The sequence below is a fragment of the Vibrio sp. 10N.222.52.C12 genome, assembly GCF_041474215.1.
Lineage (GTDB): Bacteria > Pseudomonadota > Gammaproteobacteria > Enterobacterales > Vibrionaceae > Vibrio > Vibrio crassostreae_C.
In genome coordinates, this window is record NZ_JBFRTR010000049.1 from 84,004 (window position 1) to 96,621 (window position 12,618).

Annotated in this window: 12 protein-coding genes and 1 pseudogene; all 13 read right to left on the reverse strand. The window is 46.7% G+C overall.

Going from position 1 to position 12,618, the window contains the following annotated elements; all coding sequences use genetic code 11:
- Positions 1 to 2 precede the first annotated feature (2 nt).
- Positions 3 to 1,565, reverse strand: coding sequence for a flagellar biosynthesis protein FlhF (gene flhF, locus AB4623_RS09685; protein ID WP_029235190.1), 1,563 nt, complete (start codon positions 1,563 to 1,565; stop codon positions 3 to 5).
- A gap of 27 nt (positions 1,566 to 1,592) precedes the next feature.
- Complete coding sequence (gene flhA, locus AB4623_RS09690; protein WP_372146278.1) at positions 1,593 to 3,692, reverse strand: flagellar biosynthesis protein FlhA; 2,100 nt, start codon at positions 3,690 to 3,692, stop codon at positions 1,593 to 1,595.
- A gap of 210 nt (positions 3,693 to 3,902) precedes the next feature.
- On the reverse strand, positions 3,903 to 5,033 hold the full coding sequence (gene flhB, locus AB4623_RS09695) for a flagellar biosynthesis protein FlhB (protein ID WP_017060671.1): 1,131 nt from the start codon (positions 5,031 to 5,033) through the stop codon (positions 3,903 to 3,905).
- A gap of 9 nt (positions 5,034 to 5,042) precedes the next feature.
- Positions 5,043 to 5,825: a flagellar biosynthetic protein FliR gene (gene fliR, locus AB4623_RS09700; RefSeq protein WP_017060672.1), complete on the reverse strand. Its 783-nt coding sequence runs from the start codon at positions 5,823 to 5,825 to the stop codon at positions 5,043 to 5,045.
- A 6-nt stretch (positions 5,826 to 5,831) separates the two neighbouring features.
- The gene (gene fliQ, locus AB4623_RS09705) at positions 5,832 to 6,101 is read right to left on the reverse strand and encodes a flagellar biosynthesis protein FliQ (protein WP_029235191.1); all 270 of its coding nucleotides are present in this window, start codon (positions 6,099 to 6,101) and stop codon (positions 5,832 to 5,834) included.
- An 11-nt stretch (positions 6,102 to 6,112) separates the two neighbouring features.
- Entirely contained in the window at positions 6,113 to 7,042 is a 930-nt protein-coding gene (gene fliP / locus AB4623_RS09710; protein ID WP_372146280.1) for a flagellar type III secretion system pore protein FliP, read from the reverse strand.
- Positions 7,029 to 7,469, reverse strand: coding sequence for a flagellar biosynthetic protein FliO (gene fliO, locus AB4623_RS09715; RefSeq protein WP_017060675.1), 441 nt, complete (start codon positions 7,467 to 7,469; stop codon positions 7,029 to 7,031). The genes fliP and fliO overlap by 14 nt, the downstream gene beginning before the upstream one ends.
- Positions 7,469 to 7,879 (reverse strand): flagellar motor switch protein FliN, encoded by a 411-nt coding sequence (fliN, locus tag AB4623_RS09720; protein ID WP_004739851.1) that lies wholly within the window; start codon positions 7,877 to 7,879, stop codon positions 7,469 to 7,471. The genes fliO and fliN overlap by 1 nt, the downstream gene beginning before the upstream one ends.
- 29 nt (positions 7,880 to 7,908) lie before the next feature.
- Complete coding sequence (gene fliM / locus AB4623_RS09725; protein WP_017060676.1) at positions 7,909 to 8,955, reverse strand: flagellar motor switch protein FliM; 1,047 nt, start codon at positions 8,953 to 8,955, stop codon at positions 7,909 to 7,911.
- Between the two features lie 7 nt (positions 8,956 to 8,962).
- On the reverse strand, positions 8,963 to 9,451 hold the full coding sequence (gene fliL / locus AB4623_RS09730) for a flagellar basal body-associated protein FliL (protein WP_017060677.1): 489 nt from the start codon (positions 9,449 to 9,451) through the stop codon (positions 8,963 to 8,965).
- A gap of 90 nt (positions 9,452 to 9,541) precedes the next feature.
- Complete coding sequence (locus AB4623_RS09735; protein ID WP_372146282.1) at positions 9,542 to 11,671, reverse strand: flagellar hook-length control protein FliK; 2,130 nt, start codon at positions 11,669 to 11,671, stop codon at positions 9,542 to 9,544.
- A 182-nt stretch (positions 11,672 to 11,853) separates the two neighbouring features.
- Entirely contained in the window at positions 11,854 to 12,291 is a 438-nt protein-coding gene (fliJ, locus tag AB4623_RS09740) for a flagellar export protein FliJ (RefSeq protein WP_017060679.1), read from the reverse strand.
- 19 nt (positions 12,292 to 12,310) lie between these two features.
- A pseudogene (gene fliI, locus AB4623_RS09745) lies at positions 12,311 to 12,618 on the reverse strand (flagellum-specific ATP synthase FliI); the annotation flags it as partial.

Here is a 12,618-nt window from a genome sequence, read left to right on the forward strand (position 1 = left end):
GCCTAGAGCCCTTCAGAATCGCTATTCCAGTAATGAGGTTCATTCTCTGTAGATTTTTCTAATAGCTCATTAGCCTTAGCAATCATGTACTTTGGCTGAGCTATAACGATATCTTCAGGAACTCGTTGACCATTTGCTATGTAAGCAACTGGTAATGCATTTTGTATTACGACACTGATGAATTCACCTAGACTTAGGGATTCATCCAGCTTAGTCATGATGCATCCCGACAACGGGATTCTTCTAAAGTGTTCAATTGTTTCTTGCAGCACTTTGCGTTGCGCGGTTGCAGGCAACACAAGGTAGCTATTGATAACGGAACCACTCTCTTGCATCAATGTGTCTAACTGCTCAGATAGGCGAACATCTCGTTGTCCCATGCCTGCAGTATCGACCAGAATCAGGCGACGATTACGTAACTGATATATTACATCGGCCAGTTCGCTAGAATCTTTAGCAACTCTTACAGGACAACCCATAATTCGGCCGTAGATCGATAACTGCTCATGTGCACCTATACGATATGTGTCAGTTGTCACTAGTGCGACGTTATCAGCGCCATATTCCATGGCAGCACGTGCAGCTAGCTTTGCAACAGTCGTTGTTTTACCCACGCCGGTTGGGCCAAGTAGAGCCACAATACCGCCGCGTTTTAAAATATCTTTTTGTGTAACGGAGATTTGGTCAGCAACCAGAGCTAACAGAGCCTTCCATGCACGTGCAGGTTTAGTATCTTCAGGAATGTAGCAAGCCATTTGATCGGCAAGCTCTGCAGATACACCCATACGTTCAAGGCGCTTAATAAGCATGGCTCTCAGTGGTTCACGGCGCTCAACTTCTTGCCACATCAACCCAGAAACTTGATGCTCTAACAGACGACGAATTGAGGTCATCTCTTCGCGCATCGTTTCCATTTCAGTATCAGAACCTTTGGACTGAGTGTTCTCTCGACCACGATCATAACGGGTAGGATCCAAGCGAGGTGTCGGGCGCTCTACTCTGCGGTCTTCAGCAATCAACTTAGACAAACCCGTTTCACGAGCAAATGCAGAATCAAGATTTCCGTGAGACTGTTGGTTACCGTGAGATTGCTGATGGCCATGAGACTGCAAATTGCTTTGAGTCTGATGACTATGAGGCTTATGGCCCGTGCTTGATTGGCGATTGAGCAATGCTGACAATGAATCTTCATTTTCTGCACGATGCTGTGGCTCATCATCGGCGCCATGACTGTATTGCTTAAGCATATTCGCAAAGCGCTTAGTCATTGAGCGTCCACCTTCAACATTCGACTGTAGGCTAACCTTGTCATCGTCTAGTTGACGTCGCCCAGCAGGAGCTGCGGGCGCGGCCATTTGCGTATATTGGCTTTGTGCAGGCTGCTGAGGTTTATTTAATCTCTGGCTCGCTGTCGACGGGCTGGATTCGCCATCAATAGCGGCAACAATTTCCACGCCACCTGCGACCTTTTTGTTAGACATGATCACCGCTTCTGAACCAAGTTCTTCTTTAACTTGGAGCAGAGCCGTTCGCATATCTTTTGCAAAAAATCGTTTAATTTTCAATTCGATTGTCCGTTCTAATTAGGCGGCTTAATTACCAACAGCTTGTACTATACGTATCTGCTTTTCGTCCGGTATTTCTTGGTAAGACAAGACTCGCAAGCTTGGGATCGTGTTCTTCACGAACTTAGCCAGAGTCGAACGCAACACGCCAGAGGTCAATAGTACCGCGGGCTCACCTTTCAGCTCTTGCTCTTGTGTAGCGTGGCTGAGAGAGGTCTGTAAACGTTCGGCTAAACCAGGTTCAATACCAGCAGATTCTCCGCCGGATGCCTGCATGGTTTGATGCAAGATTTGTTCCAGCTCAGGAATCAAGGTTATCACTGGTAACTCGGGCTCTATACCATTGATTTCCTGAACAATTAATCGTTTCAATGAGATGCGAACCGCCGCAGTAAGTATGTCAGGTTCTTGACTCTTACCTGAATACTCCGACAAAGTTTGGACTATGGTTCGAATGTCACGAATTGGAATCGCTTCATTCAGCAGGTTCTGTAGCACTTTCACAACCACACCCAACTGCAATTGCTCCGGTACAAAACCTTCCACCAGCTTAGGTGTTGAGCGGCTGAGCATCTCAAGTAAGTTCTGAACTTCTTCGTGGCCAATGAGCTGCGATGCGTTGTTGGTTAGCAGCTGGCTAAGGTGTGTCGCCAGTACTGTAGAAGAATCTACAACGGTATAACCTAGAGCTTGTGCGTGTTCACGCTGCTCTTCACGAATCCAAACCGCTTCAAGGCCAAAGGCAGGGTCAATCGTCGGCTCGCCATCGATCATGCCATAGACTTGGCCCGGGTTAATCGCGAGCTCCATGTCTGGCTTAATCTCAGCTTCACCCACAGCAACACCCATCAGGGTAATACGGTAGCTGTTTGGTGTCAGTTCTAGGTTATCGCGAATGTGTACCGCTGGGATCAAGAAACCAAAGTCTTGAGACAGCTTTTTACGCACACCTTTAACGCGTTCAAGCAATTCACCACCTTGGTCTCTATCAACCAAAGGAATTAAACGGTAACCCACTTCTAAACCAATAATATCGACAGGTTGAACATCATCCCAAGAGAGCTCCTTCTGAGAGCCTACTTCTCCATTCGCTTCAACTGTCGCCGGAAGGTTAGGCTCTTCCGCCTTCTTCTTGTTCTTTTTATCGATGTAATACGCCCCCGCGCCTGCAACGATGGCAAGGCTCAAGAACGAGAAATGTGGCATACCCGGAACAATACCCATGATGCCAAGGATGGCGGCGGTGATCATCAAGGCTTTTGGATTGTCGAACATCTGGAAGACAAGTTGCTCACCCATATCTTCATCAGTATTTTGGCGCGTTACCATCATCGCAGCTGCAATAGACAGTAATAGAGATGGAATTTGTGCAACCAGACCATCACCGATAGTCAGTAGCGTGTAGATTTCGATTGCTTCACCAAAACCAAGATCAAACTGAGCCATACCAATGCTCAAGCCACCAATGATGTTGATGAATAAGATTAAGATACCAGCGATCGCATCGCCTTTAACAAACTTAGAAGCACCGTCCATCGAACCGTAGAAGTCAGCTTCTTTGGTGACTTCAAAACGTCTCAGACGCGCTTGGTCTTGGTCGATCAAACCTGCGTTCAAGTCGGCATCGATTGCCATCTGTTTACCCGGTAAGGCGTCTAACGTGAAACGCGCGCTTACTTCCGAGATACGACCCGCACCTTTGGTTACAACCATGAAGTTGATGATCATAAGAATCAAGAACACCACTAAACCAACCGCGTAGTTACCACCGATAACCACGTTACCGAAGGCTTCAATCACGTTACCTGCCGCGTCGCCACCTTCGTGACCATGGAGCAATACCACACGTGTCGAAGCAACGTTCAAGGCCAATCGAAGTAGAGTCGCAATCAGCAGGACGGTCGGGAATGCAGCGAAATCTAAAGGCCTGCGGGTATAAACCGATACCAATAGCACAACCATAGACAGTGCAATATTGAAGGTGAAGAACATATCCAACAAGAAAGCTGGAATGGGCAACACCACCATAGCAAGCGTTGCAAGTACCATAACAGGTGCACCAATCGCAGGCATGGCACGGTTAGGGATTTTAGGTAGCTTGTCCACAAAAGGCAGGGAGAATTTCATAAATCTAGACAGTTTCGCTATGTTGTAGCTCTCTGAACAAGTGGATTAGGTCTTAGTCAGGGCTGTTTGCTATGGGCTTATAATGTTCAGGCTACTACAGCAAACACTGTACCAACATCTCACGTCAAATTATCGCCATCACCTCTATAAAAGGAAGATTAGCTAGCTCGCTATTATCAGGGTTCATCACGCAGAGCTCAAGCAATTGATCTAATGACGTAAATCAGGTGGGATCGGCATATTAGAATCTTGCAGCTTTGGTCGCTCACCACCTCGTTTTCGGTACTGTTTAAGCTGGAAAACATATGCAAGCACTTGTGCAACTGCTGTAAACAGACCGTCAGGAATTTGTTGTTCTAGCTCAGTGGTATGATAAAGCGCCCTCGCCAATGGCGGCGCTGGAACTATATAGATGTCGTTTGCACGCGCAATCTCTCGGATCTTCATCGCCATGTGGTCGACACCTTTAGCAACCACAATTGGTGCTTTGTCTTGATTCTGCTTATAGCGCAGCGCCACTGAAAAGTGTTCCGGGTTGGTCACAATCACATCCGCTTGAGGAACATCTGCCATCATGCGACGCTGAGCCGCTTCCCTTTGAAGCATACGAATTCGGCCTTTCACTTCCGGCTTACCTTCAGTGTCTTTGAATTCGTCTTTGACTTCTTGTTTGGTCATCTTCAATTGATCGGCGTGTTGCCAGATCTGGAACGGGATATCAATCGCCACCACAATAAGCAGCGAGCAACTGATCAACAGGATGAAATTGAGCAAGATATCCAAGGCATGGAAGATGTTCTGTGGGTACACATCCATACTCAGCTGCATTAAATCATGCTGAGAGGCTTGAATCAGATAAATCGCCATCCCCGATACGAGCGCTACTTTAAGAATAGACTTGAGCAGTTCAACCCAACTTTGCAGGCCAAACATACGCTTGATACCACTGAGCGGGTTGAGCTTAGACGCCTTTGGCATCGCCGCTTGCATTGAGAAGTTAATCCCACCGACACCCGCAGCGCCGATGACGGCAGCAACAAACAAAGTTATCAGTATCAAAAACAGCGGGAACAGCAGGTTCACCAGTGCACCACCAGCGATTTCTAGGAGTTTGTTAGTGTCAAAGATCTCGTCGCGACTCAAAGAGAACAGGCGTTGCATCGCCTCGAACAAAGCCTTCGCCATCGATTCGCCAAACCACATTAAAGCAATCGCACCGACAATTAATACCGATGCTGACGCTAGCTCTTTTGACCTTGCAACCTGCCCTTTCTCTTTGGCCTGTTGCAAGCGTTTGGGCGTGGCGTCTTCTGTGCGTTCTTGACCGTCTGACTCTGCCATTTCAGTCTCCTAGCAATCTAACCGGATTAGACGACATATCTGTTGTTCGCCCTGCATCCAGAATAGCTCATAGTGACTATACAAGCCGCCAAGGATGTACCAACAAAGTAACAGACCCACGAGTAGCGCAAATGCAAAACCCAAAGAAAAGATGTTTAATTGAGGTGCCGCACGCGTCATTACACCAAAAGAAAGGTTAATCGTTAGCAGCGCAATAATCCCCGACAATGACATCGCTAATGCCGTTTTGAACATGATGCCGAGCCACAACGCGAGCTCTCGAAAATCCACAGAGGTTAGAGAGCCACTGCCAATCGGCAAGGTCTTAAAACTAAACACCACCAGCTGCAGCATTTTCAAGTGACCATCGGTCGCCAAAAAAAACATGGTCGCTAGCAGCATGAACAGCTGACCAAGTACCGGCGTGTTTTGCCCGTTAGCCGGGTCGACCATTGATGCAAAACCCAAGCTCGATTGCATACCGAGGATCTGACCCAGCATAACAAAGGTTTGAATCATGAACTGGGTAACAAAACCCATGGCCACGCCAATCACAATTTGCTCGAAGACAGTCAGGAAGCCTTGAAAGGACAGAAGTTCAATCTCTTTGGGAACGGCCGGAATCGCAGGCATCACCGCAAAAGTGATCGCCAAGCCTAAATACAGACGAATACGCGGCGACACGAAGCGTGCCCCTGTTACCGTCATCACCATCAGCATCGCTGAGATGCGAGTGTATGGCCAAAAATAATTGGCTAACCACTCTAGTACAAGGCTCGTTGGGTATTCCATATCGGTTTAATACAGAACTTGCGGCAAGCGTTCGATGAGCTCAAAAAAGAACTCCATCATCATCTGGGTCATCCAGTGTGCGAATAGCATCAACGCCAACAAAGTTACGATCAAACGCGGCAGGAAACTCAGGGTTTGTTCGTTGATTGAGGTCGCAGCTTGGAAAACAGCCACAACCAAACCGATCAGCAGGCTAGGAATAATGATGGCGCAAACCATGATTAATACCATCCAAAGGGCATCTCGGAACAACTCTACGAATATTTCAGGATTCATTATTCCCCCAGCTACAAGGCAAAACTGCCGGCGAGTGTGGAGAGTATCAAGTTCCAGCCATCAACAAGAACAAACAGCATCAACTTAAACGGCAGCGATACAATCATCGGTGACAACATCATCATACCCATAGCCATCAATACCGATGCCACCACCAAGTCGATGATTAGGAAAGGCAAGAACAGCATAAATCCGATTTGGAAAGCCGTTTTTAATTCCGATGTGATAAATGCTGGAATCAGAACCGCCATCGAAACATCTTCAGGGTTAGTCACTTCCGCGCCAGAAATCTCAACAAAGGTTTCAAGATCTTTGATTCGAGTCTGCTTGAGCATGAAGGATTTAATCGGTTTTTGGGCAACATCAAATGCCTGTCGTGCCGATATCTGTTCATTAAGATAAGGCTGAACTGCTTGTTCGTTAACTTGATTAATCACTGGCGACATGATGAAGAAGGTCAAGAATATCGCGATACCAATAATGACTTGGTTAGACGGTGTTTGTTGTAGACCCATCGCCTGACGCAAGATAGACATCACAACCACAATACGAGTGAACGATGTCATCAAAATCACCATCGCCGGCAAGAAGCCAAGCATGGTCATTAACGCGAGAATTTGCAGGTTAATCGAGTAGTCTTCACCGCCATTGGCATTGGTTGTCATGGTAAAGGCAGGTATGCCGCCACCATTGCCAGTCAAGCTGCCCGTGGTCATGGTTGTCGATTTGGCTTGGTCTTGTTCCATCGTGCTGATAGTGACCGATTCCGAGCCAGCGATATTCGCAGGAATGACGGTGCCGTCTTCAGCTTGTGCAAATACCGACACACTGAATACGATTGAGCATAGGAGAATAAGCTGAACCAACCACACTTTCACCGCTCGGAAAGCTCCGGCTTGGTGAAAGTAAGAGGAGTTCAAAAGTCCGTTACTTGTTTGCATCTTTTTTTATTAGCTGGGAAAGCTGACTTGAAAATGTACTTTTTTCCAGCATCTCCTGAGTAAGAGGTTTATCGAGCTTAGAGATCAGCTGAATCGATTGTGTGGTAATCCCTACCAAGAACTGTTCATCACCCGCTTGCACAATAGCGATACGCTCTTTAGTACCAACAGGGATTTGCCTAACAATCGCCAAACCTTGTTGATTCGACATCGCAGGTACTTGCATTCGCTTGAGTAGCCAAGCAATAAATAAAATGAAGGCTATAACGAAAATTAGCGACCCAAAGGTGGTCGCTAAATCGAGAGAAGGCGGTGTTGCTGCAAAGGCAATGGAAGGAGCCGTTAATAGCCCTACTCCCAAGATTCCTCGTAACAAACCTGTCATTCCGAGAAAAGAGCCCGCAAGTCTTTGAGACAAAAAGCTCATTAACGCAGCTTCTTAATTCGTTCTGTCTGGCTAATAACGTCAGTCAAACGAATACCAAACTTGTCGTTTACTACAACCACTTCACCGTGAGCAATCAGAGTTCCGTTGACCATCACGTCTAGTGACTCACCAGCGATTCGATCTAGCTCAACAACCGAACCTTGGTTCAACTGAAGTAAATTACGGATACTGATCTGAGAGCGGCCAACTTCCATCGAAATAGTCACGGGGATATCCATAATGGTATCCAGCTTACGACGCTCATCTTCAGAAATCGGAGATGATGAATCGGTTAGCTCATCAAGTGGTGCCGCAAGCACATCATCAACATCAATTGACGGCGCTGAAGGATCTTCACCAAGTGCTGCAGCCCATTCGTCTGCTAGCTTTTGATCTTCACTAGGTTCCATTACCAATTCCTATACTTTTATCTATTTTACTATTCGTCGTCATCATCACTGTTTTCGAGCTCAGACAATAAGTCTTTACCTAGAAAAGCGAGATCAGTTTTAACCACATGTGGTCTTTGAATTTTTTCCGAAATCTGTACTGCAAGCTTCTCACCAGAACGGCCCATTTTCACACGATAAGTCGGCAGTTCTTCGACAAACATGGTTGCATGCTCAGGCATGTTCATTGGGATAACATCACCAGGGCGCAGCTCCATCAGATCACGAAGGGAAATATCTTGCTCTAGCAAATTCACGCGGAAATTGACGGGCACATCCATGATCTCATCACGCAGTGCGGTACTCCAACGAACATCGGTTTCCATCTTGTCTGATTGAACACCCGCATCAAGCAGTTCACGGATCGGCTCAACCATGGAGTAAGGCATGACAACGTGGAAGTCACCACCACCGCCATCCACTTCAATGTGGAACGAACTCACAACAATCACTTCGGTTGGGCTCACAATGTTCGCCATACTTGGGTTCACTTCGGAATCCAAGTATTCAAACTCAACCCCCATCACTGGCGACCAAGCTTCTTTGTAATCTTCAAAAACAATTTTCAGCAGTAACTGAATGATTCGTCTTTCAGTAGGCGTGAATTCACGACCTTCAATCTTGGCGTGGAAACGACCATCACCGCCAAAAAAGTTCTCTACGAGAATGAAAACCAGACGAGCTTCCATGGTGATGAGTGCCGTACCTTTCAATGGACGGAAACGAACCATGTTTAAACTGGTGGGTACATACAATGTGTTTTGGTACTCACCAAACTTCATCATCTGTACGCCGTTGATCGACACTTCAGCCGTTTTACGTAACATATTAAACAAGCTGATACGCATATGACGTGCGAAGCGCTCGTTAATAAGTTCAAGGGTCGGCATTCGACCACGGACGATTCGATCTTGAGATGAGAAGTCGAAATTGACCGCATTGTCATTTTCGGTTTCTAAGACATCTTCAACTTCTTCAACATCATCAACGCCATGTAACAGCGCATCAATTTCGTCTTGGCTTAATAAATCGGTCACAAATTACCTATTGAATTACGAAGTCAGTGAATAACACTTTTTCAATCACAGGCTGGCCAACAGCTTGAGCCAGGCTTGCTTTAATATCTTCTGTTGCCTTATTACGCAGTTCCACGCGGCCTGTTGGTGAGCGCAATTGATCAACCGTTGCCGAAGCGAACGTGGCCAGTAGCGTACTTTCTACAAGTGGAGAGTGGTAACGAGCCAGGTCTTCATTCTTACTGCCACGTACCATGAGCTGTGCTTTTATCTGAACTAGGCGATCTTTTTTGTCACCTGTCACATTAAACAAGAAGGGCTGAGGAATATTAACATACATAACCGGCTCTGCAGCGACCACAGCCGTTGCTGGCTGAGACTGAGATTCAGAGGCGCTATCGTCAGAACCTAAGAAAAAGTACAGCGCACCACCTATACCAAGCAGTAACACAACTACGGCAATAATAATTATAAGGAGCTTGCTCTTCCCTTTAGGTGCATCTTGTTCTTCGGCCATATCTTACTCTAACTTCCTGTTCTTGCGATTAACTGATGGTTCTTTTTATTAACTGTTTTTTTCTATTAACCAAGCGTTCTTAGCCTGATATTAGGCATAATAACTAATTCCATCACGCTTTGATGCGACATTCAATTCAAGATTGCTGCCACTATCAAGGTTTTCATCACCTTGCGTATCATTTGTGCGGTTAGCGCCGGATTGTTGCTCACCATTGTTGTATCTATCTTGTCCCTGACCGGAGTTCTGTTGTTGAACAGACGAATCGGCAAGCTGCAGACCTTGCTGAGCAAGCATCTCTCTCAAGCGAGGTAAGGTTTGTTCAATCACATCTCTCGCTTGCTGATTACTCACCGTAAAGTGCACGTTTGCCACGTCATTATTCATGGTTATGCGGATTTTCATTTGGCCCAATTCTGGTGGGTCGAGACGAATGTCCAAGTTCTTAAGGTTCTTAGACATCATCATTTGTACTTTTTCAGCCACTTGCTCATTGGCTAGCTCTTTGGTGAGCTGTAAGGGCGCTTGTTGAGCAGCTTGGATTTCAGCTCGCGTAGGTGCTGAACCCACCGTTGCCGTACCTTGTGCACCAGCCGCAGAAGCGATCTGCTGAGCAAAGGTCGAATCTTTAGAATCTTCTTTAGCACCCGCTTTACCCAAACCAGACAGTGCTGCTGCACCGGCGCCCGCTTTAAGAAGCGTATCAGTCGAGCCTGCTTTTGTGGCAGCTGGCGTTGCATTCATCGCCATTCCTTGCGCGGTTAAAGCTGGATCCAACGTTGCTTGCTGCTGAGGTGAAGCCACATTAGCTTGTTGAGCTGCGGCCTGTTGGGCTGCATGTGCATTATTGGCGTGCAGCATTGCCGCCTTGTCCGTAAGAGCATTGTTTGCTGATTGAGAAGCGGCCTGCGCTGACACTTGTTGTGTAGCCGTCGCTACAGCTGCTGTTGATGCTGCCGCAGCTAAGGCTTTAGTTTCGCTTGAATCCGTATTATCCCAATCGATAGCAGTGGGTTCACCAGACGCACTGTTCGCAGCCGGAGCTTGACTTAGCAAAGCTGTTACTTGTTGTTGAACGTTAGCGAGCTGTTGATTCAACAGGTCTAGGTTAGAGGTCGCTTTAGCCAAAGCGGCTTGCTCATCAACCGTCAACTTAGCGCCACTTTGTTGCTTATCAAGCAAGCTATCGACAACAGACTGCTCTGATTCGATTTGTCCATTCAATTGGTTTAGCGCTTTGGTATGGGTATCTACTTGCTTTGCCAGTTCAATATCCACGGCTGACAATGCTTGGCTCTGCTCGGCAGCAACCGCACTAGCTGCATTCTTTTGGCTCAGCTCTCGGCTCATACTGGCTTCAATTTGTTCTGGAGTGACGCCTTTATCCATCAACTGTCGAATTTCAGTATCAGTTAGCTGAGAAACACCCTTACCTCCGGTAAGTACAGCGATTTCAGAATCGACTTCAAGGCTCTTCTCCTGATTTGCAGCCTTAGCTTGTTGTGTCGCCTTATCCGTAACGGAAACTCCTGCAACAGAAGCACCGGTGATATTACCTTGGGCTTGTTCTACCTGACCTTGCTGAGGCAAGCCTTTGCCGTTTGGCGCTTGATTTAGGGTTTTGTTTGCCTCATCCAATTGACCAAGCAATTTATTGCCTTCGCTCATCGCTGCATTGGCTTGCGATGCCTGCGTAGCACCATCTACCGCTGATGGACCCTGAGTTTGGGATTGAGCAATATGTTCTTTAGATTCGTTAGTCGTATCCTGCGCATCTTTACCATCTGCCTTATCTGCAACAGTCTTATCAGCGACAGTGCTATCAGTGCCCGAATTGGCTTTGAGCTGAGCCTCAGATCCAGACGCAGCCTCTGCTGATGTTTTATCAGCAGCTTTCTCGCCTTCTACTTCTGAAGCTGCTTGCTTGCTTTGCGCTTCGCTCACTTCGTCAGTAGCCTTTGATTCAGCGGAATCACCTTTGTTCTCTTCGGCTGACGCTTCACCTTCGGTAGATGTCTGTTTAGTATCAGGTTTCGCAGTGCTTTCTGTGTCTTTTGCTGCGACTTTACTGTCACTTTCTTCAAAGCCGAGCGCTTCTTTAAAGGACTCAAAGAAACCTTTAGAGTCGCCGGTTTCTTCTACCTTGGAAGAGGCAGAACCGGTGTCCAACAACGATGACATTTTGTTGGTCGCTGAATTTGAGGAAAGACTAACATTCATATATACAAGCTCTATCTACTAGCTTTGCTGCCATGAATCAGGCAACAAAAAGAAAGTCGGATGCTTTTCATGCCTTTGGTGGGCATAACGCGCAATTTTATATAAAACGTAGCAAGAAACATGCCTATAAGTTCGGTTTTCACAATATAGAGAACAGCACTGACGTCATTCGTGGCTTAGGATCACATCTTCTTTCGGCTGTATAACAGAGTCGAAAACTCATCCATTTGCTTTTGTTCTCTTCGATCTTGCAGCTTTGCTTTCTCTTTCTGCTTTTTCTCCATCAACCACTCGTAGGATTTACGTTTTTTGCGTAACTCCATCCAGTAGCTTTGGCAGTTGTCGACTTGATTTTTAAAGTGGTGCTCGGCTTCTCTCTGTTTGGATAATGTTTCATCCAACTGAGTTAAGAAGCGGTTCAAGTGACCATATTGGCTCGCCGTTAAGCCTGCCTTGCCGCGGTCAACGAGCTGCTGACAGTAATCCAGTCGATACTTTTCAATCTGCGCAACCTGCTCATAGTAGCCTTGCAGCTCAGAGTTCGCTTTGTTGAGCGCAAGTACCGCTTGGTTCTCTTGATCTTTGGCTTGATCGAGCAAAAATTCTAATGCGTTATCCATGACTAACCTTATTCACCCGTTAGCCACCCAATACATGTTTCAACATGTTGACGCACATGTCGTATGGGACGGTCTCTTTCATCTTCTGCTGCAAGTACTCATCCAGTTTTGGTTTCAACGTGAAGGCACTATCGATTGCTGGATCCGTTCCTGGCTTGTAAGCACCAATCGACACCAAATCTTGGTTTTTACGGCAGATAGACAGCACTTGCCTTACCGCTTTCGACATCAAGACATGTTCTTCAGTGGTGATTTGCGGCATAACACGACTGACGGATTTCTCAACGTCAATCGCTGGGTAGTGACCGGCATCGGCCATCTCACGAG

Coding starts and splice junctions, on each gene's coding strand:
- flhA (WP_372146278.1), bottom strand. CDS start 3,692: ATGAAATTCTCCCTGCCTTTTGTGGACAAGCTACCTAAAATCCCTAAC.
- flhB (WP_017060671.1), bottom strand. CDS start 5,033: ATGGCAGAGTCAGACGGTCAAGAACGCACAGAAGACGCCACGCCCAAA.
- fliR (WP_017060672.1), bottom strand. CDS start 5,825: ATGGAATACCCAACGAGCCTTGTACTAGAGTGGTTAGCCAATTATTTT.
- fliQ (WP_029235191.1), bottom strand. CDS start 6,101: ATGAATCCTGAAATATTCGTAGAGTTGTTCCGAGATGCCCTTTGGATG.
- fliP (WP_372146280.1), bottom strand. CDS start 7,042: ATGCAAACAAGTAACGGACTTTTGAACTCCTCTTACTTTCACCAAGCC.
- fliO (WP_017060675.1), bottom strand. CDS start 7,469: ATGAGCTTTTTGTCTCAAAGACTTGCGGGCTCTTTTCTCGGAATGACA.
- fliN (WP_004739851.1), bottom strand. CDS start 7,879: ATGGAACCTAGTGAAGATCAAAAGCTAGCAGACGAATGGGCTGCAGCA.
- fliL (WP_017060677.1), bottom strand. CDS start 9,451: ATGGCCGAAGAACAAGATGCACCTAAAGGGAAGAGCAAGCTCCTTATA.
- AB4623_RS09735 (WP_372146282.1), bottom strand. CDS start 11,671: ATGAATGTTAGTCTTTCCTCAAATTCAGCGACCAACAAAATGTCATCG.
- fliJ (WP_017060679.1), bottom strand. CDS start 12,291: ATGGATAACGCATTAGAATTTTTGCTCGATCAAGCCAAAGATCAAGAG.